General features: G+C 74.7%; 18 protein-coding genes and 1 tRNA gene. 10 read left to right on the top strand and 9 right to left on the bottom strand.

Going from position 1 to position 22,188, the window contains the following annotated elements; translation table 11 throughout:
• Positions 1-14: 14 nt before the first annotated feature.
• The 4 genes from ACI78Q_RS02130 to ACI78Q_RS02145 all read left to right on the top strand — a co-directional run bounded on the left by ACI78Q_RS02130 (position 15) and on the right by ACI78Q_RS02145 (position 5,736).
• A tRNA-Leu gene (locus ACI78Q_RS02130) sits at positions 15-88 on the top strand.
• A gap of 204 nt (positions 89-292) precedes the next feature.
• Entirely contained in the window at positions 293-1,915 is a 1,623-nt protein-coding gene (locus tag ACI78Q_RS02135) for a zinc ribbon domain-containing protein (protein WP_456921664.1), read from the top strand.
• Position 1,916: 1 nt separating this feature from the next.
• Positions 1,917-3,431, top strand: coding sequence for a serine/threonine-protein kinase (locus ACI78Q_RS02140; protein WP_456921665.1), 1,515 nt, complete (start codon positions 1,917-1,919; stop codon positions 3,429-3,431).
• 13 nt (positions 3,432-3,444) lie between these two features.
• The gene (locus tag ACI78Q_RS02145) at positions 3,445-5,736 is read left to right on the top strand and encodes an FHA domain-containing protein (protein ID WP_456921666.1); all 2,292 of its coding nucleotides are present in this window, start codon (positions 3,445-3,447) and stop codon (positions 5,734-5,736) included.
• Positions 5,737-5,745: 9 nt separating this feature from the next.
• Here the strand turns inward: ACI78Q_RS02145 and ACI78Q_RS02150 are convergent, their stop codons facing one another.
• Complete coding sequence (locus ACI78Q_RS02150) at positions 5,746-6,372, bottom strand: FHA domain-containing protein (RefSeq protein ID WP_456921667.1); 627 nt, start codon at positions 6,370-6,372, stop codon at positions 5,746-5,748.
• An 87-nt stretch (positions 6,373-6,459) separates the two neighbouring features.
• On the bottom strand, positions 6,460-6,981 hold the full coding sequence (locus ACI78Q_RS02155; RefSeq protein WP_456921668.1) for a hypothetical protein: 522 nt from the start codon (positions 6,979-6,981) through the stop codon (positions 6,460-6,462).
• 315 nt (positions 6,982-7,296) lie between these two features.
• On the opposite strand from ACI78Q_RS02155, the gene ACI78Q_RS02160 reads away from it, so the two are divergent.
• Positions 7,297-8,151, top strand: coding sequence for a Bax inhibitor-1/YccA family membrane protein (locus tag ACI78Q_RS02160; protein ID WP_456921669.1), 855 nt, complete (start codon positions 7,297-7,299; stop codon positions 8,149-8,151).
• A gap of 170 nt (positions 8,152-8,321) precedes the next feature.
• On the opposite strand, the gene ACI78Q_RS02165 is transcribed toward ACI78Q_RS02160, so the two are convergent.
• Positions 8,322-9,542, bottom strand: a complete 1,221-nt coding sequence (locus ACI78Q_RS02165) for an acetyl-CoA C-acetyltransferase (RefSeq protein ID WP_456921670.1) — start codon at positions 9,540-9,542, stop codon at positions 8,322-8,324.
• 91 nt (positions 9,543-9,633) lie between these two features.
• Positions 9,634-10,653, bottom strand: a complete 1,020-nt coding sequence (locus ACI78Q_RS02170) for an SGNH/GDSL hydrolase family protein (protein WP_456921671.1) — start codon at positions 10,651-10,653, stop codon at positions 9,634-9,636.
• Positions 10,654-10,777: 124 nt separating this feature from the next.
• Here ACI78Q_RS02170 and ACI78Q_RS02175 point away from each other — a divergent pair, with 124 nt between their 5' ends.
• Positions 10,778-12,085, top strand: coding sequence for a DUF2252 domain-containing protein (locus ACI78Q_RS02175; RefSeq protein WP_456921672.1), 1,308 nt, complete (start codon positions 10,778-10,780; stop codon positions 12,083-12,085).
• Here ACI78Q_RS02175 and ACI78Q_RS02180 read toward each other — a convergent pair.
• The 4 genes from ACI78Q_RS02180 to ACI78Q_RS02195 all read right to left on the bottom strand — a co-directional run bounded on the left by ACI78Q_RS02180 (position 12,051) and on the right by ACI78Q_RS02195 (position 16,282).
• Positions 12,051-12,218, bottom strand: coding sequence for a hypothetical protein (locus tag ACI78Q_RS02180; RefSeq protein WP_456921673.1), 168 nt, complete (start codon positions 12,216-12,218; stop codon positions 12,051-12,053). The two genes, ACI78Q_RS02175 and ACI78Q_RS02180, sit on opposite strands and share 35 nt — an antisense overlap.
• A 43-nt stretch (positions 12,219-12,261) precedes the next feature.
• A complete protein-coding gene (locus ACI78Q_RS02185; RefSeq protein WP_456921674.1) occupies positions 12,262-12,744 on the bottom strand; it encodes a GNAT family N-acetyltransferase in 483 nt (160 codons plus the stop codon).
• A gap of 84 nt (positions 12,745-12,828) precedes the next feature.
• Positions 12,829-14,814 carry a VWA domain-containing protein gene (locus tag ACI78Q_RS02190; protein WP_456921675.1) on the bottom strand — a complete coding sequence of 662 codons (1,986 nt, stop codon included), beginning with the start codon at positions 14,812-14,814 and terminating at the stop codon, positions 12,829-12,831.
• Between the two features lies 1 nt (position 14,815).
• Positions 14,816-16,282, bottom strand: coding sequence for a sigma 54-interacting transcriptional regulator (locus ACI78Q_RS02195; RefSeq protein ID WP_456921676.1), 1,467 nt, complete (start codon positions 16,280-16,282; stop codon positions 14,816-14,818).
• An 83-nt stretch (positions 16,283-16,365) separates the two neighbouring features.
• On the opposite strand from ACI78Q_RS02195, the gene ilvA reads away from it, so the two are divergent.
• From ilvA to ACI78Q_RS02215, 4 genes are all read left to right on the top strand, one after another.
• Entirely contained in the window at positions 16,366-17,589 is a 1,224-nt protein-coding gene (gene ilvA / locus ACI78Q_RS02200; protein WP_456921677.1) for a threonine ammonia-lyase, read from the top strand.
• 158 nt (positions 17,590-17,747) lie between these two features.
• Complete coding sequence (locus tag ACI78Q_RS02205) at positions 17,748-18,764, top strand: ATP-binding cassette domain-containing protein (RefSeq protein ID WP_456921678.1); 1,017 nt, start codon at positions 17,748-17,750, stop codon at positions 18,762-18,764.
• A complete protein-coding gene (locus ACI78Q_RS02210; RefSeq protein WP_456921679.1) occupies positions 18,761-19,570 on the top strand; it encodes an ABC transporter permease in 810 nt (269 codons plus the stop codon). Before ACI78Q_RS02205 ends, ACI78Q_RS02210 begins: the two co-directional genes overlap by 4 nt.
• Before the next feature lie 142 nt (positions 19,571-19,712).
• Positions 19,713-21,788, top strand: coding sequence for a M3 family metallopeptidase (locus ACI78Q_RS02215; RefSeq protein WP_456921680.1), 2,076 nt, complete (start codon positions 19,713-19,715; stop codon positions 21,786-21,788).
• Positions 21,789-21,852: 64 nt separating this feature from the next.
• On the opposite strand, the gene ACI78Q_RS02220 is transcribed toward ACI78Q_RS02215, so the two are convergent.
• Positions 21,853-22,182, bottom strand: coding sequence for an RNHCP domain-containing protein (locus ACI78Q_RS02220; protein ID WP_456921681.1), 330 nt, complete (start codon positions 22,180-22,182; stop codon positions 21,853-21,855).
• Between the last annotated feature and the right edge of the window lie 6 nt (positions 22,183-22,188).

Raw genomic sequence — 22,188 nt, forward strand, 5'->3', positions numbered from 1 at the left:
ACCGTGCGCTGCGGGCCCCCGTAGCCCAATCGGCAGAGGCAGGCCCCTTAAAAGGGTCCGAGTGTCGGTTCGAACCCGACCGGGGGCACAGCGTGACGACGTGCGCCGCGCGAGTTCCGGAACGCGGGCCCGTCGCCGGTGGCGTCCGGACGGCGGTTGACGCCTGCCGGACACCGGGTCCACGTTCGCGCTGCCCTGAGCTCATCGGGGCCGATGTCGAGCCGAGAGCGAGGCCAGGTCATGGCCCGATCGCGCCCCTCCGACGTCCTCCGTGGTCGGGGGAGGCCCTGAGATGCGCCGGGCAGCGACCCTCGCGGCGGCACTCGCCGCGACCGTGCTGGCGACCTCCCCGGCCACCGCCGCGGACGACGGCGGCGCCGGGCTCGTCAGCGGCGTCGAGGGGACCAAGGCCGCCCTCGTCCGCATCGAGACGTCGGTGATCGCGGAGATCGTGCACATCAACCACTCGACCGGCGAGGTCGACCTGGTACGCGGCCGCTACACCGTCCCGCTGGGTACCGGGACCGGCGTCTTCACCTCCGCGGACGGCGTCATCGTGACCGCCGGTCGCACCGTGGAGGTCGATCCGGACGTGGTGTCCGTGTCGGCGGCCAACCAGCTGTTCACCGACCAGCTGGGCCTCACGCTCGTCGGCAACGACGGGGACACGGCGCGGCGCGCGACCGCCACCGACCAGTTCTGGAACGCCCACCTGCAGCACTGCTACGACCGCGTCGAGCACTGCGTCCAGTTCACCGTCACCGAGTACACCGTCATCCCGCACACCGGCACCCCGACCCGCGCCCAGGCCGACCTGATCGGTCAGCCCGACGGGCCGGGCGGCGTCGCCGTCCTGCGCATCAGCGGCGGTGGCGGGACGCCGACCGCGGAGCTCGCCGCCGACGACGAGAGCGCACCGGCCGACGCCCTGCTCGCCGGGTTCGACCAGCCGCCGGCGCCGGACCAGTCGGCCGCCACCATGCCGGTGCGGGCCGAGGAGGGCACCGACCGGCTGACCGCGGAGGGCGACCTCGCCGCGGCGCTCGCGGCCGGGATGGGCGGCGGCCCGGTCACCGACCCGGACACCGGCCGGCTGGTCGGCCTGGCCACGACCGCGGACGACGGGACGCCGACCCTCGTCCCGGCCGCCGCCGTCCGGACCGCTCTGGACGCCGCCGCGGCACCACCGAGCGCGTCGGCCTTCGACGCCGTGTTCCGCCGCGGGGTCGACCACCTCGCCGGCGGGGCGTCCGGTGGTGCGGCGACCAGCGCGTTCGAGGAGTCACTGACCTACTACGACTCCGCCCTGGCCGCCCAGCACCTGCAGACCGCCCGGGCGCAGGCACCCGGGGAGGGCGGCACCGACGCCAGCGGCGACGACGAGGGGCTGCTCGCCGGCACCACCGGGTGGCTGGTCCTCCTGGGCGCGCTGGTGGTCGCCGCCGTCCTCGCCGCCCTCCTGGTCCGCCGCGGCCGGACCCGGCGACCCGCCGCGCGGCGTCGCGGAGGCGGGGCCGGGCGACCGGCCCGCACCGGCCGGGACGAACCGGCGCTGCCCGCCACGGCGGCCGCGATGCCCGCCACGACGGCCGACGGTCAGGTGGCGCCCACCACGGCGGCCGCCACTCCGCGCAGCGGGCGGGGCGCGGGGTCCGACGGGGGGAGCCGGTCACCAGCCGCGGACGCCACGACCGCGGTGCCGCGCGCCACGCCGCCACGGATCGCGCCGGTGGCCGTGCCGCCGCCGGCCCGCGCCGGCAGTGAACCACCGCAGGCGGCCGCGGGCGCGGGCGCCGCCAGGGCCCGGGCGGCCGCGCCGGCGGTCGTGGACGCACCGGGCTTCTGCTCCGACTGCGGGAAGGGACTGCGCGCCGGAGCCCGGTTCTGCGGTGCGTGCGGTGCCCGGGTCGGATGAGATGGCTCTGCCGGAGTCCCTGCTGGAACCCGGCGGGCACTTCGGGAGCTACCTGATCGAGTCGATCGTCGGCCGGGGCGGGATGGGCGTGGTCTACCGGGCCCGCGACACCCGGCTCGACCGGCCGGTGGCGCTCAAGCTGCTGGCGCCCGAGCTCACCGTCAACAGCAACTTCCGCAGCCGGTTCGTCCGGGAGTCACGGCTGGCCGCCGCCGTCGACCACCCCAACATCATCCCGATCTACGAGGCCGGGGACGCCGGGGGCCGGCTGTACCTGGCGATGCGGTTCGTCCGCGGGGTCGACCTGCGCACCGAGCTGGACCGGCGTGGCCCCCTCCCGCTGGACGAGGCGCTGGACGTGCTCGGCCAGACGGCGGCGGCCCTCGACGCCGCCCATGAGGCAGGCCTGGTCCACCGCGACGTGAAGCCGGCCAACATCCTGCTGGCCGAGGCGCCGCCCGGAGGCCACCGGCACGTCTACCTAACCGACTTCGGGCTCACCAAGCGCTCCGCGTCGGAGTCCGGGCTCACCGCCACCGGCCACTTCCTCGGCACGCTGGACTACGTCCCCCCGGAGCAGATCCGGGGAGAGCAGGTGGACGCGCGCGCCGACGTGTACGCCCTCGCCTGCGTCGCCTACGCCGTGCTGGTCGGTCACCCGCCGTTCGACCACGAGGACGAGGCCGCGGTGCTGTGGGCGCACATGTCGACCGAGCCCCCGCCGCCCAGCGCGGAGCGGCCGGACCTCCCGGCCTCGGTCGACCGTGCGCTGGCGGCCGGGCTGGCGAAGGACCGGGACGACCGGCCGGCCACCTGCGGTGAGCTCATGGCCCTCCTGGAGGCCGCCCCGGAGGAGCGGCCGGTGCGGGAGCGGTCCCGTCCGCCGCTGCCGCCGGAGGACCGCGACGGGTCCCGGTGGCCGAGGCGGTCGGTGCTCCTGACGGTGGCCGCGGCGCTGGTGCTCGCCGTGGCCGCCGTGGCCGTCGTCCTGCTGCGCGGCGAGCGGGCGTGGACGACGTTCACCGACCCCGGCGTGCCCTACTCCCTCGACGTCCCCGGGGACTGGGTCGCCCGCACCGACGGCGCCGGGGACAGCACCGTCACGGTCCTCTCGCCGGCGGACCTGTCCGGGCTGTTCGCCGACGACCCCGCCGCGATGGAGGCCGCCGCGGCCGGTGCCGCGGACGACCCGGGGTCGGTCGTCGGGCTGGCCGTCTACCACCGCCCCCGGCTGGGCGGTGGGTCGGCGGCGGTGGTGCTGGAGTCCGCCCGCGCCCTGCTGCCGGGGCAGCAGGCCACGCTGACCCCGCGCGGGACGACGGAGGCCGGCGACCTCGGCGGGCAGCTCATGACCGGCCAGTTCGGGCTCACCGAGGACGCAGCGCTGCAGGTGCGCGTGCTGGTGGTCGACTCCACGCCCCAGCAGTTGCTGGTCTTCTTCGCGCCGCCGTCGGAGTTCGCCGCGCAGTCGGCGACCTTCGACCGGGTGCTCCGATCGCTGCGCAGCACCGGCTGACCCGGAGGCAGGCATGACGCGGACCCCCCACCGACCGACGCAGGACGTCCTGGAGGTCGCGGGCGCGGGCGGGGTGTGGACGTTCCCCCGGTCGCAGCCGGTGGTCGTCGGCCGGGACCCGCGATGCGACGTCCACGTGACCGACGAGCGGGTCAGCGGCATGCACCTGGCCCTGCGCTACGACGCCGACGGCTGGGCGCTGCGCGACCTCGGCAGCCGCAACGGCACGTGGGTCGACGGCGTTCCGCAGCAGCGGGCGCGGGTCGGCCCCGGGCGCGAGGTGAGCGTCCGGGTCGGCGGCGCGGACGGCACCGAGCTGCGGCTGCGTTGCGTGCCGCCCGGCGCGCCCGGCCGTGCGGACGACGGCGCCGGTCGGCGGGTCCTGGTCATCGGTCGCGACCCCGGTTGCGACGTCGTCGTCGCGGACGACCCCGTCCTGTCCCGGCGGCACGCGGCCGTGGACGTCCCGGAGGACGGCACCACCGCCGTCCTCCGGGACCTCGGCAGCTTCAACGGCACCTACCTCAACGGCCGCCGGATCCACGGGGCCGAGCCGGTGCGGCCGGGGGACCGGATCGGCGCCGGCGGGAGCACGTTCGGCTGGGACGGGCGCACCGTCACCCTGCCGGCATCGCGGCGTCCGGCCCTCGACGCCCGGCACCTGACCGTCACGACCCCGCGCGGCACCCGCCTGATGGACGACCTGAGCCTCACGGTGCGGGCGGGGGAGCTGGTGGCGGTCATCGGGCCGTCGGGAGCGGGGAAGTCCACCCTGCTGGGGGCGCTGACGGGGCTGCGTCCCGCCGGTGCCGGCCGGGTGACGTGGGACGGCCGAGACCTCTACGACGAGTACGAGCAGCTGCGGTTCCTGATCGGGCTGGTGCCGCAGGAGGACATCCTGCACCGCCAGCTCACCGTGCGGCGGGCCCTCGACTTCGCCGCCCGCCTGCGACTGCCGCCCGACACCACCGCCGACGAGCGGGCGCAGCGGGTCGGGGAGGTGCTCGAGGAGGTCCGGCTCACCGCGCAGGTCGACCAGCGGATCGACTCGCTGTCCGGCGGGCAGCGCAAGCGGACGTCGATCGCCCTCGAGTTGCTGACCGCGCCGCAGATGCTCTTCCTCGACGAGCCGACCTCCGGCCTGGACCCCGGTCTGGACCGGCAAGTGATGGACGGCCTGCGCGCCCTGGCCGACGCCGGCCGGGTCGTGCTGGTCGTCACGCACAGCGTGCTGGCCCTCGACCGGTGCGACCGGGTCCTGTTGCTCGCGCCCGGCGGCCGGGTGGCGTTCTTCGGGCCCCCCGACCGGCTGCTGCCGTTCTTCGGCGTCCGGGACCACCCGTCGGTCTTCGCCGCCCTCGAGGATCCCGGCTGGGTGGAGCGGTTCGCCGAGTCGACGCTCAAGCACCGCTACGTCGAGCCGACCAGCGAGGGCGTGACGCCGTGCCCCGCCGGCACCGCACCGGTGCCGCCGCGGCCGGCACCGCTGCGGCAGCTGGCCACCCTGGTCCGCCGCAACCTGGCGGTCGTGGCCGCGGACCGGTTGTTCCTTGCCTTGCTCGTGGGCATGCCCGTCGTCCTCGCGGTCATGGCGCACGCCTTCCCGGGGGAGGGCGGCCTGTCGATGTCGGCGGCCGGTGGGGACCCGGCGGAGGCACAGCAGCGGATCATCGTGCTGGTCGTCGGTGCCGCCCTGATGGGCTCGGCCCTGGCGGTGCGGGAGCTGGTGGGGGAGCGGCCCATCTACCGCCGCGAGCACGCCGTGGGGCTGTCCCCGACGGTCTACCTGACGGCCAAGGTGCTGGTCGTGGGCGGCTGCGTGACCCTCCAGTCGGTCGCGTTCTGCCTGCTCGCGCTGCTGGGCCTGCCCGGCCCGGACGACGGGCTCCTCCTGCCGTGGCCGCGGCTGGAGGTGGCCGCCGCGGTCGCCGCGGTGGGCGTCACCATGACGATCGCCTCGCTGGCGGTGTCGGCGTTCGCGCGGTCGGCCGACCAGACGATGCCGGCGCTGGTGGCGCTGGTCATGGGGCAGCTGGTGTTCTGCGGGGGGCTGTTCCCGCTGGCCGGGCGGACCGGCCTGGAGCAGTTCTCGCTGGTGCTGCCCGCCCGGGCCGGCTACGCGGCGATGGCGGCGACGGTGGGCCTGCAGCCACTCGACGGGCCGCAGCCGGACCGCCTGTTCCGGCCGACCGCCGGTCAGTGGGGGCTGGACATGGGCCTGCTGGCCGCACAGTCGGCGGTGTTCCTGGCCCTGGCCGCCTGGGGGCTGTCCTGGACCATCCGGCACACCGGCGACGGGCGGTGAGGCCCGCGCTCAGAGGTCGCGATCCCGGACGACTCCGCTCTGCAGTGCCCGCTGGACCAGCCGCAGCCGCTTCTGGTTGTGGGGGAGGTCCTCGACGCCGAACTTGGCGAACAACGTCCGCAGGTGGGTCTTCACGGCGTCCGCGCTGAGGAACAGCTCCGCGGCGATCTGCTGGTTGGTCGCCGGCACGGCGTAGGCGCTGCCGTGCTTGAACGGCCGGCACAGCGCCAGCAGCACCCGGCGCTGGGTCTCCGACAGCGAGGCCGGGGTGGGCAGGACGGCGGCCGCCCGCGTCGACTCGTCACGACGCGGCTCGTATTCCCGGTACTGCAGCAGGGAACCGCCGACCCGGATGCCGTCCCCGGCCCGCAACGTGCACCGCCCGGTCAGCCGTTCGCCGTTGACGTAGGTGCCGTTCCGCGAGAGGCCGTCGTCGGTGATCGTCCAGCGCCCGGCGATCTGCTCCACCGTGGCGTGCAGGCGGGACACCTCGGCGTCCCACGGCAGGGCGAGGTCGTTCTCGGGCGCCCGGCCCACCGTCAGCCGCCGCGCCTCGCCGGTCAGGAGCAGTTCCCGCGTGCGGCCGTCGGCGTCGGTGTACCGCAGCAGTGGGCAGGCCCTGGGCCCCTCGTGCACCGGCACATCGTGCGGTGAGCCGTGCGGCAGGACAAGGGCACGCGGTCCGGCCGGAGGACGCCGGTGTCCTCCGGCCGGCAGGTGGGGTCACAGGGAGCACGCGGTGTCCTGCGAGTTGCCGAAGGCGCCTTCGGTCCAGTACTCGCTGAGCCACTCGCCGACGACCAGCCAGCCGCCGGAGGCGTCCTGCCAGATGTACTCGACGTAGACCGCGTACCGCCCCGCCGGGAAGGCGGCCTGGTAGGTGGCGAAGCCGGAGGTCTGGTCGCCCACGACCAGGGGGTCGAGCAGCAGGTCGCTGGCCAGTTCCCGCCCGGTCGTGAGGTCCCGGACGTGGATCCGGCCGATGGCGCCCGGGACCGGGGACGCCTGCACCCGGACGTCGTGGAGGATCGGGTCGCAGATGGCCAGGGAGTGGACCTGGGTGCCGTGGGGCGTGAGCACGTCCGCACTGGCCGGGGTGGCCGCGCCCAGGAGCCCGGCGGTGACGGCAGCGGCCGCCGCCGCGCGGGCCAGCAGGCGGGGGCGACGACGCCGCCGGGCGGTGCGGGTGGTCGTCGCGTCGTCCGTCGTGGTGCGGGGGGCGGAGGGGGTGCGGTGGAGGCTCATCGGGTTCTCCTCGGGTCCGGGCGGTCGTTCGATCCGCTGCGACCAGCGTCGGGGCCGCCGACGCGCCCCACGAGCACCCCTGGGGGTGGGATCCGCCCACCCTGCGGTGCCGGTCGGGCACCCTTGCGGTCCCGGGTCCCGGGTCCCGGGTCCCGGGTCCCGGTGCTGGCGCAGCCGACGGACAGCCCCGGTTCGCCCCGTCCGGGTGCCCTGCCGGGGATCAGGAACGCAACGCGCCCTCCAGGCGTTGACCTGCTCGAGTGGGTGCAGCACCGTTGGGCCCACGAACCGCCAGGTCACCTCGAGGAGATGACGATGCCCAGCCACAACCCGGTCTTCGGACGGGGCTTCGCGAACGCGGGCGCCGGCAACGGCCAGCAGTCCGCCCAGTGGGGTGCCCCCCAGTACGGCGCGCCGCAGTACGGTGCGCCGCAGTACGGCGCCCCGACGCAGGACCCGTACGCCGCCCCGGCGCCGTACGCCCGTTCGCCGTACGCGCCGACGACGACCCGCTACATGACGATGGACGACGTCGTCCAGAAGACGGGTCTGTCCTTCCTGGTGACCGTCCTGGCCGCCGCCGCCGTCTGGGCGATGCCCGGGCAGGCCGCGTGGGGTCTGGCGCTGCCGGCCGTCCTGGTCGCGTTCGTCCTCGGCCTGGTGATCTCGTTCAAGCAGATCGCCAACCCGGCCGCCACGCTGGCCTACGGCGCGCTCTACGGTGTCGCGCTCGGTGCCATCAGCGAGGCGTTCAACACGATCTACCCGGGCATCGTCGTCCAGGCGCTGATCGGCACCTTCGGTGTCTTCGCCGGCATGCTCGTCGTCTACAAGACCGGCGCCATCCGGGTCACCCCGAAGCTGACCCGCTGGATCGTCGGTGCGATGTTCGGTGTGCTGGCGCTGGTGCTGGTCAACCTGATCGCCGGTTTCTTCACCCCCGGCGGACTGGGCCTGCGCGACGGCGGCCCGCTCGCCATCCTGTTCAGCGTCGTCGTGATCGGTGTCGCGGCGTTCACGCTGCTGCTGGACTTCGACACGGCTGACGAGGCGATCCGCCGCGGCGCCCCGGCGAAGTTCGCCTGGTTCATCGCCTTCGGTCTGCTCGTGACCGTCGTCTGGCTGTACCTGGAGATCCTGCGGCTGCTGTCCTACCTCCAGGACAACTGAGCACGGGCCCCGCTCCGGCGGGGCCAGCACGAGGCAGTGGCCCGGTCCCCCGTGAGGGGGCCGGGCCACTGGCCGTTGGTGGGGCCGTCGCCCCTCGCCGCGATCATGGCGCCGTGACCACCTCGGGAGCCCGTCGGTGGTCACGGCGCCATGATCGTCGGGTCAGCCGGTCAGGAGAGCCGCTCCAGCACCATCGCCATGCCCATGCCACCACCGACGCACATGGTCTCCAGGCCGAAGGTCTTGTCCTCGGTCCGCAGGCCGTTGATCAGCGTGCCGGTGATGCGGGCGCCGGTCATGCCGAACGGGTGGCCGACGGCGATCGCCCCGCCGTGCACGTTGAGCCGGTCGATGTCGATGCCCAGGTCGCGGTAGCTCGGGATGACCTGCGCGGCGAACGCCTCGTTGATCTCGACCAGGTCGATGTCGCCGATGCTCATGCCGGCCCGCTGCAGCGCCAGCTTGGAGGCGTCGACCGGCCCGTAGCCCATGATCTCCGGCGACAGGCCGGTGACGGCGGTCGACACGATGCGGGCCAGCGGGGTCAGGCCCAGGTCACGGGCCTTGGTGTCGCTCATGACCACGACCGCGGCCGCGCCGTCGTTGAGCGGGCACGCGTTGCCGGCGGTGACCCGGCCGTCGGGGCGGAACACCGGCTTGAGGGCGGAGATGCCCTCCAGCGTGGTGCCCGGCCGCGGGCCGTCGTCGGTGCTGACGACGGTGCCGTCCGGCGTCGTGACCGGGGTGATCTCCCGCTCCCAGAAGCCGCTCGCGATCGCCTGCTCGGCCAGGTTCTGGCTGCGGACGGCGAACTCGTCCATCTCCTGTCGGGAGACGTCCTTGAGCAGCGCCAGGTTCTCGGCGGTCTGACCCATCGCGATGTAGATGTCGGGGATCTCGCCGTTCTCCCGAGGGTCGGTCCAGGAGTCGGCGCCGCTCTCGGCGGTCTTGGCGACCCGCGCCTCGGCGTCGGTGAACACCGGGTTCTTGGTGTCCGGGTGCGAGTCGCTGCTGCCCTTGGCGAAGCGCGACACCATCTCCACGCCGGCGGAGATGAAGACGTCCCCCTCGCCGGCCTTGATCGCGTGCATCGCCATCCGGGTGGTCTGCAGCGACGACGAGCAGTAGCGGGTGACGGTGGTGCCCGGCAGGTGGTCCATGCCGAGCAGCACGCTCACCACGCGGCCCATGTTGTAGCCCTGCTCGCCGCCGGGCAGGCCGCAGCCGAGGATGAGGTCGTCGATGTCGGTCGCGTCGAGCGCGGGCACCTGGTCCAGCGCCGCGCGCACGATGGTGGCGGTGAGGTCGTCGGGGCGCAGGTCCTTGAGCGAGCCCTTGAAAGCGCGGCCGATGGGGGAGCGGGCGGTCGCGACGATGACGGCTTCGGGCATGGGTCCTCCACGATGAGGCGGATCCGACGGTGACGCCGGACGTCGGGTCGGCCCCGAACCTACTCCCCGGTAACGGCCGCTGGGGGCCGCGTCAGCCGACGGTCGCCTGCTCGGCGCGCTCGGCCTGCTCGGCCGTCGGGATCTCCGGCGGGCGGCGCCGGCGCAGCCGTGCCCAGGGCCCGCGGGGACCGGTCTCGGAGCCGCGGACCTCGGTGGCCTGGACCTCGGTGCCGGTCCGGCCGGCGGCGTGCGCGGCGGCACGGGCGACCGGGCGGACGGTGTCGCGGCGCAGGTTGCGCAGCCCGCGGTCGGCGGTGGCCGGCCAGACGCCGAGGGCGTCGGCCACCGAGGGCAGCAGGACGGCGGCCGCCGCGGCGTACCCGGCGGCGCTCGGGTGGAACTCGTCGACGCTGAACAGGCCGCGGTCCTTGGCGAACGTCGGGCCCAGCACCGACCCGAGCGACACGGTGCGACCGCCGGCCTCGACCACGGCGATGGTCTGCGCGGCGGCCAGTTGCCGGCTCCAGCGGCGGGCCAGCAGGCGCAGCGGCTGCGCGATGGGGCGGATGGTGCCGAGGTCGGGGCAGGTGCCGACGACGACCTCCGCGCCGCCCTCGACCAGCCGGTGGACGGCGTCGCGCAGGTGGCGGACCGAGACCGACGGCCGGGTGCGGCTGGTCACGTCGTTGGCACCGATCATGATCATCACGACGTCGGGGTGCTCGACCAGCGCCTTGTCGACCTGCTCCTCGAGCTCCCACGACTCCGCGCCGGAGACCGCGAGCCGCACCAGCCGCACCGGCCGCTCGGCCAGCTCGGCAAGGGCGGCGGCGAGCAGGACGCCGGGGGTCTCCGCGGAACGCTCCACGCCGAGCCCCACGGCGCTGGAGTCGCCCAGGACGGCCAGCACGATCGGCTTGCCCCGGCCCCGGCCGTAGATGCCGTTGCCCGACGGCGGGTCGCCCTTCGACGTCCGCGACTCCACGCGACGCCGGGCGGACCGGGCCTGCGCGCGGAGGAGGGCCACCATCGCCGCCCCGGCCAGACCCACCCCGCCGCTGCCGTAGGCGGCGCCGGTGGCCAGCCGCCATGCCGTGCTCGCTCGAGTCACCGCCGTCCGACCTCCCCAGCTGCGTGGATCTCTGTCCCGCAGGTTAACCGCCGCCTACGGTCGCCCCGTGACAGATTCCCCCGCAGGGGTCACCGCGGGACCAACGGACGGTGAACGCAGTCAGGTGATCGTCGACGTGCTGGTCGACGCCTTCTCCGAGCTGATGACCGCCGACGCCGACGCGTTCCGCACCAAGTTCCGCAAGATGGCCGCCGACCCGTTCGCGTTCTACCGGGGCAGCGCCTGTCTCTTCTACGCCGACATGGCGCAGCTGGAGGACCGCTGGAGCGACGAGCGCACCGGCCGGGTGTGGATCCAGGGCGACCTGCACGCGGAGAACTTCGGCACCTACATGGACGGCGGCGGGCGCATCGTCTTCGACGTCAACGACTTCGACGAGGCCTACCTGGGCCACGTCAGCTGGGACCTGCGCCGGTTCGCCGCCAGCTTCGCCCTGCTGGCCTGGCGCAAGGCGCTCGGCGACGACGTCATCGCCGACCTGCTGCGCGGCTACCTCGGCGCCTACCTGGACCAGGTGGCGGCCTTCACCCGGCTCGACGACGACAAGTCCTTCGCGCTGGTGCGGGAGAACACCGAGGGCGCGGTGCACGACGTGATCATGCAGACCAGCGCGCGCAGCCGGCTGGCGCTGCTGGACCGGATGACCGTCGTCGAGCGCTACGAGCGGCGGTTCGCCGAGGGGCCGCGCAACCGCCGGCTGGACGGCGACGAGCGGGAACGGGTGCTGGCCGCGCTGGAGCGCTACCGCGGGACCGTCTTCCCCCCGCGCCGCCGCCGCGACGTCGCCTTCGACGTGAAGGACGTGATCGCCACCGGCGGGTTCGGCATCGGCAGCGCCGGGCTGCCGGCCTACAACGTGCTGATCGAGGGCTACGACCAGGCGCTGGAGAACGACGTCGTCCTCTCGCTCAAGCAGGGCAACGTCCCGGCGCCCAGCCGGATCGTGCGCGACCCGGGGATCCGCGGCTTCTTCGAGCACGAGGGGCACCGGACGGCGATCTCGCAGCGGGCACTGCAGGCCAACGCCTCGCAGTTCCTCGGACACACCGAGATCGACGGCGTCGGGTTCGTCGTCCAGGAGCTCTCGCCCTACGAGGTGGACCTGGACTGGGACGACCTCACCGAGCCCGAGGAGATCGCCCCGGTGATGGCCCAGCTGGGCCGGGCCACGGCGAAGATGCACTGCGTCGGGGACGCCGACAGCGACCACACGCTGGTGCCGTTCCAGACCGAGGACGCGATCACCGCCCTGGTCGGCGACCGTCGGGAGGAGTTCACCGCGGACCTCGTCGACTTCGCGCACTCCTACGCCCGGGCCACCCAGCGCGACCACCGGCTGTTCGTCGACGCCTTCCGTGCCGGGGCGATCCCGGGGATCAGCTCGAGCGGGGCGCAACCGGTACGCCGTTGACCCGTCCGGGCAGGTAGCCGGCGAGGTCGGCCGCCCGCCAGCGGTGCCCACTGCCGGGCACCACCGCACGCTCGGCGGTGGCCAGCGCGCCGACGATGGGGGCGGCGGCGTCGGCCGTGAACGGGACGGTCACGTACTCGGTCGTGCCGGTGCAGACCCCCCGCCGGCCGCGGAACTCAGCGCCCGGCCGGCTCCCGCAGCATCCCCAGGTGCGGCCCGATGCCGGGCTTGTCGTAGGGGCCGGCGACCACCGTGAAGCCGTGGCGCTCGTAGAAGCCCGCGGCCGTGGTCCGCGCGTCGCACCACAGCAGGTCCCCGCCCCGCTCGGCCACCAGGGCGAGCGAGGCCTCGACCAGCGCCCGGCCGACGCCTGCCCCGCGCACCGCCGGATCGGTCGCCATGCCCCGCAGCTGCCACGGGGCACCGGCGTGCGGCCGCCACGGGCAGGGCGCCGGCCCCAGCCGGGCCACGCCCACCACTCGGCCGTCGGCGTCGCGGGCGGCCAGGTGGACCGTCGCCGGGTCGTCGTCCCCCGGCATGCCGGCCGGGCCGCCGCCGCGCAGGACGGTGCTGCGCAGCGGCAGGACGACGTCGACGCCGACCTGCTCGATCGCCACGCCGCTCGGCTCGGTGGTCGGCGCACTCGGTTCGGCGGTCACCGGCGCAGTCTGCCGGTGGCCGGCGGCCCCTCTGCAGGGTCCCGACGCGGGCTTGCGAGTGGTGGGGGGCAGAGGGGTCCTCCTTCAGCGTGCCCGACGGCCCCGGCGGGTGCGCAGGTAGTCGGCGACGACGTACTCGCCGAGCCGCTCGCTGTCGGGGGTGAACACCCGCCCGCCGGCCCGCTGGGTGATGTCGTGGACGAAGTGCACCAGCCCCGGCTCGGGGTCGAGGGCGAACACGTTCATCGTCGCGCCGGACCGCGCCACCCGCTCCACCTCGGCGACGGTGCGGGCGATCGTCTCGGGCATCGGCGGCCAGCAGAAGAACGGCGTGCCGTCGTCCTCCAGGTGGGCGGTGGGCTCCCCGTCGGTGACCACCAGGACCACCGGCTCGGCGTCCCGGTGCCGGGCGAGGAACCGCCGGGCCAGCATCAGCCCGTGCTGCAGGTTGGTGCCCTGCAGCGTGTCCACCGACAGCTCCGCGAGGGTCTCCGGCCGCAGCACCTGCGCGGTGGAGGAGAACCCGATGATCTGGATCGCGTCCTGCGGGAAGCGGGTCGTGACCAGCGAGTGCAGCGCCATCGCCGTCGACTTGGCCGCGCCCCACGTGCCGCGCAGCGCCATCGAGTAGGAGAGGTCGACCAGCAGGGCCACCGCCGCGCCGGTGCGCCGCTCGGTCTCGACGACCTCGAAGTCCTCGACGGCGATGCGGACGGCGCGCCGGCCCTCGACGTGCGGCTCGTGTGCGGTGCGCAGGACGGCGTTCTTCACCGTCCGGACGACGTCCAGCGGCTGCTCGTCGCCGAACCGCCACTCCCGTGAGCTGCCGGTGAGCTCCCCGGCCGAGCCCGCGTCGGTGACGTCGTGCTCGCCCCGGCCGGTGGCGTCGAGCTTGGCGAACACCCGCCGCAGCGCGGTCGCCCCCAGCCGGCGGACCGCCTTGGGGGAGAGCTCGAGCTTGCCGTCGGAGCGGTTGAGGTAGCCCTGCCGCTCCAGCTCGCGCTCCATCTGGCGCAGGGCGGCGAGGTCGTCGACGGCCGGCCGGCCCAGCGCCCGCTCCAGCAGCTCCTCGTCGACGTCGGACAGCGAGGCGCCGGCGTAGCCCTGGGAGAGCTGGTTGGACAGCGACTCCAGGTCGGCGAGCTCGGCCACGGCGCTGGTCGCGTCGCCGAGGCCCAGGGACTGCTCGCCGTCGGGCACCTGGCCGCGCTGGCCCCACGGCAGGTCGGGGCGCGCCTGGCGCAGGGCGTCCTGCAGGTGCGCCATCTCGCTGGCCAGGCCCATGTCGGCCATCGTCTGGGCCATGAGGTCGGCCAGCTCGGCCCGCTGCTCCGGCGAGAGACCGGCCATCATCCGCTCCTGCGCGGCGGCCCGGCGGGCGAGGGAGTCGATGAGCTCCTCGACCGACTGCGGGTCGTCCGGGAAGAACTGGCCGTGCTTCTGCATGAACTGCTCGAACCGCTCGTCGGTGTCCTCGCCGCGGTTGTGCGCGTCGATGAGCTGCGAGAGGTCGGCGACCATGTCCTTGACCGCCTGCATGTCCTGCTCGGTGGCGTTCTCCAGCGCCTGCTTCATCGAGGCGAAGGAGCTGTCGAGCACCTCCCGGCGCAGCAGGTCCTGGATCTGCTCGTAGGCCTGGCGCGCCTCGTCCGACCGCCACGCGTAGTCCTTGAGCGCCCGGACCGCGCCGGCGGTGTCCTCCGGGAGGGCGTCGAGCTCGGACTCGGCCAGCCGCGCCGCGTCGTCCGGGTCCGGGAACAGCTCCCGCCGCTCGGCCTCGACGGCCCGGTCCAGCAGCTCGCGGACCTCCTGGAGCGTGCCGTCCATCCGCCCGGCGGTGCGGGCCTGGCGCAGCCGCTCGCGCACCGACCGGCGCAGCTCGTCGAGACCGCGGCGGCCGTCCATGCCGCGCCGCAGCAGCTCGCGCAGCGCCTCGCGCACCCCGCTGCCGCCGAGCACGGAGTCGCCGATCTCGTCGACGGCGCTGCCGAGGTCGTAGGGCGGGGCCAGCGGGTCGGGCCCGCCCCGCCAGCGCCCGTACCGGTAGCCCTTCCCGGGCCGCCTCACCATGTCAGGCCCCGTACACCGTGCGGGTGCCGTCGGTGTCCTTGGCCAGCCGGCGGGTGAGGTACAGCCCCTCGAGGGCGAACTCCACCGCGGCGGCGGCCTGCTCGGCCGACTGCTCGCCCTCCGGCACGCCGAGCCGGCCCAGCAGCTCGGCGAGCTTGGGGATGGTGCCGAGCTGGCCCAGCAGCGCCGCGGCCGGCACCAGCTCGCCGGACTCGACGGTCTCCCCGCCGGTGAAGTGCTCCTGCAGGCCGGTCAGGTCCAGGCCGGCGCAGCGGGCGCGGAAGGTCTGCGCGGTCGCCTGGCGCAGCAGGTGCTCGAGGATCTCCAGCTCCCGCTCGTCGTCCGGGTCGGCCCCGGAGTCGGCGAACTCGACCTTGCCGCGGCTGGCCGGGACGACGCTGGGCAGGTCGACCACCCGGGCCACCGGCCGCGTCTCCCCGGCGACCGCGGCGCGGCGGACGGCGGAGGCGGCGACGGTCTCCAGGCCCGCGATCGCGAACCGTGCGCTGACCCCGGAGCGCTGGTCGACGTGGCTGGACTCGCGGACCAGCCGGGTGAACCGGGCGATGATCTCGGCCAGGTGCTCGGGGACGACCGGGGTGTCGAAGTGCCCGTCGCCGGCCACCGCACCCAGCCAGCTGGTGTGCGCCTCCTGGTGCAGCAGCCGGATCTCGTCGGCGAGCTCGATCGGGTAGTGGGTGCGGACCTCGGCGCCGAAGCGGTCCTTGAGCGGGGTGATGATCCGCCCGCGGTTGGTGTAGTCCTCGGGGTTGGCGCTGGCCACCAGCAGGAGGTCCAGCGGCAGCCGCACCCGGTAGCCGCGGATCTGGATGTCGCGCTCCTCCAGCACGTTCAGCAGCGCGACCTGGATGCGCTCGGCGAGGTCGGGCAGCTCGTTGACGCTGAAGATGCCGCGGTTGGTGCGCGGCACCAGGCCGTAGTGCACCGTCTCCGGGTCGCCGAGGGTGCGGCCCTCGGCGACCTTGATCGGGTCGACGTCGCCGATCAGGTCGCCGACGCTGGTGTCGGGCGTGGCCAGCTTCTCGCCGAAGCGCTCGCCGCGGTGCAGCCAGCCGACGGGCGTGGCGTCGCCGTGCTCGGCGATCTGCCGGTGCGCCCAGACGCTGATCGGGTGCAGCGGGTGCTCGTTGAGCTCGCTTCCGGCCAGCACCGGCGTCCACTCGTCGAGCAGACCGACCAGCGTGCGGATCAGCCGGGTCTTGCCCTGGCCGCGCTCGCCGAGCAGGACGAGGTCGTGGCCCGCGATGAGGGCCCGCTCGACCTCGGGGACGACGGTGTCCTCGAAGCCCACCATGCCCGGCAGGCTGGGCTCGCCGGCACCGAGCCGGGCGAGCAGGTTGGCGCGGATCTCGGCCTTGACCGGCCGGAAGGCGGCCCCGCTGTCGCGGAGCTCGCCCAGGGTCGTGGGAGCGGGGGGAGCGGAGGCGAAGGCGCCAGGGTCCGTCACCCCCGACACGGTACGACGAGGGTGCGACCCTCGGCACCCGTCCGGGGACGCTCGCCGGCACTCCTGCCTGGGAGGATCCGGGCATGGTCGCGGACGAGGTGCCCCTGCTCGCCGGGGCTGACGTCGCCGCCGCGGCGGCGCTGCTCGGCGGCGTCGTGCGCCACACGCCGCTGGAGCACTCCCGGGCGCTGGCCGAGCGGGTGGGCGGGCCGGTGTGGCTCAAGTGCGAGAACCTGCAGCGCACGGGCTCGTTCAAGATCCGCGGCGCGTACACGCGGCTGGCCCGGCTGACCGCCGAGGAGCAGGCCCGCGGGGTCGTCGCCGCCAGCGCGGGCAACCACGCCCAGGGGGTGGCGCTGGCCGCGCAGCTGCTCGGCATCCGGGCCACGGTGTTCATGCCGGAGTCCGCCCCGCTGCCGAAGGTCGCCGCGACCCGCGGGTACGGCGCCGACGCGCGGCTGGTGGGGCACGACCTCACCGAGGCCATGGCCGCGGCCGTCCAGCACGCGGAGCGCACGGGTGCGGTCTTCATCCACCCGTTCGACCACCCCGACGTCATCGCCGGGCAGGGCACGGTCGGGCTCGAGGTGCTCGACCAGTGCCCCGACGTCGCCACGGTCGTGGTGTGCACCGGCGGCGGCGGCCTGGTCTCCGGGGTGGCGGCCGCGGTCAAGGACCGCCGTCCCGACGTCCGGGTGGTCGCCGTCCAGGCCGCGGAGGCCGCGGCGTTCCCCGGCTCCCTGGCCGCCGGGCACCCGGTCGCGCTCCAGGGGATGGCGACGATGGCCGACGGCATCGCCGTCGGCGCGCCGGGTGAGCTGACCCTCGCGCACGTCCGCGACCTGGTCGACGAGGTGCGCACGGTCACCGAGGAGGACCTCTCCCGCGCCCTGCTGTTCTGCCTGGAGCGGGCCAAGCTCGTCGTCGAGCCGGCGGGCGCCGCGGCGGTGGCCGCCGTCCTGGCCGACCCGGCGGCGTTCGCACCGCCGGTCGTCGCCGTCGTCTCCGGCGGCAACATCGACCCGGTCCTGCTGCTCAAGGTCGTGCAGCACGGCATGGCCGCGGCCGGCCGCTACCTGCGGCTGCGGCTGCGGGTCCCCGACCGGCCCGGGTCGCTCGCGGCGGTGCTCACCGAACTGGCCGACGTCGGCGCCAACGTGCTGGAGGTCGAGCACGAGCGGACGGCGACCCGCCTGGACCTCGGCGAGGTGGAGGTCTTCGTCGTCCTGGAGACCCGCGGCCCCGAGCACGCGCGGGAGGTCCTCGCCCGCCTGGACCGCGCCGGCTACGCGGTGACCACCGGCTGAGCGACGAGTTCCGGCCGTCGCCGCCGTCTCCACTGCGTGCCCCGCACCTGGCGGGGTCGTGGACGAGGGAGCGACGTGGACCAGCCGTCAGTGGACCGGGACCCCCGGGCCGGAAAACCAGTCGGGAACCGTCGGTGCCCCGTCCTAGCGTTCCGAGCATGACCGACGCGATTGTCGTCGAGGGGCTGGTGAAGCGCTTCGGCGCGACGACGGCGCTCGACGGGGTGGACCTGACCGTGGCCGAGGGCTCCGTCCTCGGGCTCCTCGGTCCGAACGGCGCGGGCAAGACGACGGTGGTGCGCATCCTCACCACGCTGTTGCGCGCGGACGCCGGGCGGGCGGAGGTGGTCGGCCTCGACGTCGTGCACGAGGCCGACGCGGTGCGCGCCTGCATCGGGCTGACCGGCCAGTACGCCGCCGTCGACGAGTACCTCACCGGGTTCGAGAACCTGGAGATGGTGGGCCGGCTGTACCGGCTCGGCCGGCGTGAGGCCCGGTCGCGCGCGGGGGAGCTGCTGGAGCGGTTCGACCTGACCGCTGCGGCCGACCGCCCGGCCAAGACCTACTCCGGCGGCATGCGCCGCCGGCTGGACATCGCCGCCTCGCTGATCGCCCGCCCGCGGGTGCTGTTCCTCGACGAGCCGACCACGGGCCTGGACCCGCGCAGCCGGCTGTCGATGTGGGAGTTCATCGCCGACCTCGCCGGTGGCGGGACGACCATCCTGCTGACCACGCAGTACCTGGAGGAGGCCGACCGGCTGGCCGACCGGATGGTGGTCATCGACCACGGCCGGGTGATCGCCCGCGGCACCGCCGACGAGCTGAAGGCGCAGGTCGGCGGCCAGCGGCTGGAGCTGACCGTCGGCGACGCCGGGGACCTCAAGGAGGCGGCCGGCCTGCTGCGCCCGCTCGCGGTCGACGAGCCGCGGCTGGACGAGTCGACCCGCCGGCTCTCGCTGCCGGTCAGCGGCGGCACCGACGACCTCGCCGAGGCGCTGCGGCTGTTGGCGGGCACAGCGGTGCAGGTGCTCGACATCGGGCTGCGTCGTCCCGACCTCGACGACGTGTTCCTCACCCTCACCGGCCACGCGGCCGAGGAGACGACCAGCGGCCCGGACGGCGACGCCGGTGCCGGAGACCGGACGCCGGTGCGCGCCGGGGGAGGTGCCCGATGAGCAGCACGCTCGCGCAGACGCTGGCCGACAGTGCCACCATCACCCGGCGCAACCTGATCAAGGTCAAGCGCGTGCCCGACCTGCTCGTGTTCGCGACGCTGTCGCCGATCATGTTCGTGCTGTTGTTCCGCTACGTGTTCGGCGGCGCGATCCAGGTGCCCGGCGGGGTCAGCTACGCGGAGTTCCTGCTGCCGGGCATCTTCGCCCAGACCGTGGTCTTCGGCAGCACCATCACGGGGGCCAGTCTCGCGGAGGACCTGCAGAAGGGGCTGATCGACCGGTTCCGGTCGCTGCCCATGTCGCGCTCGTCGGTCCTGGTGGGGCGCACGGTCGCCGACCTCGGGCTCAACGTCATCTCCATCGCGGTGATGGCGCTGACCGGTCTGGTGGTCGGGTGGCGCATCCACACCTCGGTGCTGGAGGCGCTCGGCGGCTTCCTCGTCCTCCTGGTCTTCGCCTTCGGCATCTCCTGGCTCATGGCGCTGGTCGGGCTGCTGGTCCGCACGCCCGAGGTGGTCAACAACGCGAGCTTCATCGTGATCTTCCCGTTGACCTTCATCGCCAACACCTTCGTGCCGCTGGAGACCTTCCCGCCGGTGCTGCGCACCTTCGCGGAGTGGAACCCGGTGTCGGCGGTGGTGCAGGCCGCCCGCGACCTCTTCGGCAACACCGTGCCGGGGACGCCGGTCCCCGACGCCTGGTCCCTGCAGAACCCGGTGCTGTACACGCTGATCTGGACGGTCGTGATCCTGGCGGTGTTCGTGCCGCTGTCGGTCCGGGCCTACATGCGCACCGCCAGCCGCTGACGGGGAGCGGCTCGCGTCGGGGTCCCCGGGGCGAGCCGCCGTCCCGACTCGCGGGCTGTCGCGGGCAGGGGCTCCGCGCAGCCGGAGACGGCACCTGCCCGCGGTGCGGTCCGGTGGGAGCTCAGTGACACAGTGGGCGGCGATGAGCGCCACCGAGACCACCGCCACCGCCGTCCCGTCCGCCGACAACCCGCTGCTCGAGCCGTCCGAGCTGCCGTTGCAGCTGCCGCCGTTCGCGGCGATCACCCTGGAGCACTGCCGCGAGGCGCTGCTGGCGGGCATGGCCGAGCAGCGGGCCGAGGTCGCCGCGATCGTCGCGTCCGCCGGGGCGCCGACCTTCGAGGACACCGTGGTGGCGCTGGAGCGCTCCGGCCGGCTGTACCGCCGGGCCGGGGCGGTGTTCCACAACCTGGCGTCGTCGGTGTCCTCCGACCAGCTGCGGGAGATCGAGCGCGAGCTCGCGCCGCTGGAGTCGGCGCACGCCGACGCGCTGCGGCTGGACCCGGCGCTGTTCGCCCGCATCGACGCCGTCCACGCCGGCCGGCACGAGGCCGGGCTCGACGCCGAGGCGGTGCGGCTCGTCGAGCGCTACCACCTGGACTTCGTGCTCGCCGGCGCCCGGCTCGACGACGCCGGGCGGGCGAAGCTGTCGGAGCTCAACCAGGAGCTCTCGGCCCTGTCGACGACGTTCGGGCAGAACCTGCAGCTGGCCACCGAGGCCGCCGCGGTCGTGGTGTCCGACGCCGACGAGCTCGACGGACTCGGCGACGAGGAGGTCGCGGCGGCGGCCCGGGCCGCCGCCGACCGCGGCGTCGACGGCTTCCTGCTCCCGCTGCTGCTGCCCACCGGTCAGCCGGTGCTCGCCAAGCTGCGCAACCGGTCGCTGCGGCAGCGGGTCTTCGAGGCGTCGGTGGCCCGCGCCTCGGCCGGCGAGCACGACAACGGCCCCGTCGCGGCGCGGATCGCATTGCTGCGCGCCGAGCGGGCCCGCCTGCTCGGCTTCGCCACCCACGCCGACCTGGTGCTCGCCGACTCGACCGCGCGGACCACCGAGGCCGTCGATGCGATGCTCGCCTCGATGGTGGGTCCCTCACTGGCCAACGCGCAGGCGGAGGCGGCCGCGCTCGCCGAGGTCGCCGCCCGCGACGGGGTGACCGACCTCGCGCCGTGGGACTGGGCCTTCTACAGCGAGCGGGTCCGGGCCGAGCGCTACGCCGTCGACACCTCGGCGTTGCGGCCGTGGTTCGAGCTGGACCGTGTCCTGGTCGACGGCGTCTTCCGCGCCGCCGAACTGCTCTACGGCTACCGGTTCACCCCGCGCGCGGACCTCGTCGGCTACCACCCCGACGTCCGGGTCTGGGAGGTCACCGACGCCGACGGGCAGACCATCGGTCTCTACCTCGGCGACTTCTACGCCCGCGAGGGCAAGCGCGGCGGGGCGTGGATGAGCTCCTTCGTCACCCAGTCGCGGCTGCTCGGCACGCGGCCGGTGGTCGTGAACAACCTCAACGTCACCCGCGCTGCCGACGGCCGCCCGACCCTGCTCACCCTCGACGAGGTCGACACGCTGTTCCACGAGTTCGGGCACACGCTGCACGGGCTGAGCTCCTCGGTCACCTACCCGCGCTTCGCCGGCACCGCCGTCCCCCGGGACTTCGTGGAGTTCCCCAGCCAGGTCAACGAGATGTGGGCGCTGTGGCCCGAGGTGCTCGGCGGCTACGCCCGGCACGTCGAGACCGGCGAGCCCCTGCCGGCCGACGTCGTCGAGGCGATCGAGGCGGCCCGGCTGTGGGGTGAGGGCTTCGCGACCCTGGAGTACCTCGCCGCGACCCTGCTCGACCAGGCCTGGCACCGGATCACCCCGGAGACCGAGGTCGGCGACCCCGGGGAGTTCGAGCGGGCGGCGCTGGAGGCCGCCGGCGTCGCCTACGACCTGGTGCCCCCGCGGTACCGGACCACGTACTTCCAGCACGTGTTCGCCGGGGGCTACGCGGCCGGCTACTACTCCTACATCTGGTCGGAGGTGCTCGACGCCGACACCGTGGAGTGGTTCCGCGAGAACGGGGGCCTGCGCCGGGAGAACGGCGACGTCTTCCGGGAGCGGCTGCTGTCGGTCGGCGGGTCGGTCGACCCGATGGAGGCCTTCCGCGCCGTCCGGGGCCGGGACGCCGACCCGACGCCGCTGCTGCGCCGCCGCGGGCTGCTGAAGACGACCTGAGCGACGACGCGGGCAGAGTGTCACAGGCGTTCCCGCGCCGTGACACTCCGCCCGCGTCAGGGGCTCACAACCAGGGCAGCCCGAGGACGACGTCGAGGTCGTCGGGGCCGTCGCCCTCGCGGACCAGCCGGTTGGGCTGGCGGTGGCCGCACGCGGTGCAGCGGTGGACCACCTGCCAGCCCTTGCCCGACTTCTCCACCAGGCCGATCGGCTCCATGGGCGCCCGGCACTCGCTCGCGCGGTCGCCGGGGAGGTCGTCGACGTGCAGCGACCACAGGCACACGGGGCAGTGGTTGCGGTAGTGCCCGTCGGTGTTGGCCGGCACCGGGCAGCCGCAGTGCACGCAGGCGAACCCGGTGTTCTCCGCCCGCCGGGAGCGGGCGGGGCGGGTCACGGCGGA

The sequence above is a fragment of the Geodermatophilus sp. SYSU D00705 genome, assembly GCF_054050135.1.

Bases quoted from the DNA above. Each gene is read 5' to 3' on its own strand.
- ACI78Q_RS02135 (WP_456921664.1), top strand. From the start codon at position 293: ATGCGCCGGGCAGCGACCCTCGCGGCGGCACTCGCCGCGACCGTGCTG.
- ACI78Q_RS02140 (WP_456921665.1), top strand. From the start codon at position 1,917: ATGGCTCTGCCGGAGTCCCTGCTGGAACCCGGCGGGCACTTCGGGAGC.
- ACI78Q_RS02145 (WP_456921666.1), top strand. From the start codon at position 3,445: ATGACGCGGACCCCCCACCGACCGACGCAGGACGTCCTGGAGGTCGCG.
- ACI78Q_RS02155 (WP_456921668.1), bottom strand. From the start codon at position 6,981: ATGAGCCTCCACCGCACCCCCTCCGCCCCCCGCACCACGACGGACGAC.
- ACI78Q_RS02160 (WP_456921669.1), top strand. From the start codon at position 7,297: ATGCCCAGCCACAACCCGGTCTTCGGACGGGGCTTCGCGAACGCGGGC.
- ACI78Q_RS02165 (WP_456921670.1), bottom strand. From the start codon at position 9,542: ATGCCCGAAGCCGTCATCGTCGCGACCGCCCGCTCCCCCATCGGCCGC.
- ACI78Q_RS02190 (WP_456921675.1), bottom strand. From the start codon at position 14,814: ATGGTGAGGCGGCCCGGGAAGGGCTACCGGTACGGGCGCTGGCGGGGC.
- ilvA (WP_456921677.1), top strand. From the start codon at position 16,366: ATGGTCGCGGACGAGGTGCCCCTGCTCGCCGGGGCTGACGTCGCCGCC.
- ACI78Q_RS02205 (WP_456921678.1), top strand. From the start codon at position 17,748: ATGACCGACGCGATTGTCGTCGAGGGGCTGGTGAAGCGCTTCGGCGCG.
- ACI78Q_RS02210 (WP_456921679.1), top strand. From the start codon at position 18,761: ATGAGCAGCACGCTCGCGCAGACGCTGGCCGACAGTGCCACCATCACC.
- ACI78Q_RS02215 (WP_456921680.1), top strand. From the start codon at position 19,713: ATGAGCGCCACCGAGACCACCGCCACCGCCGTCCCGTCCGCCGACAAC.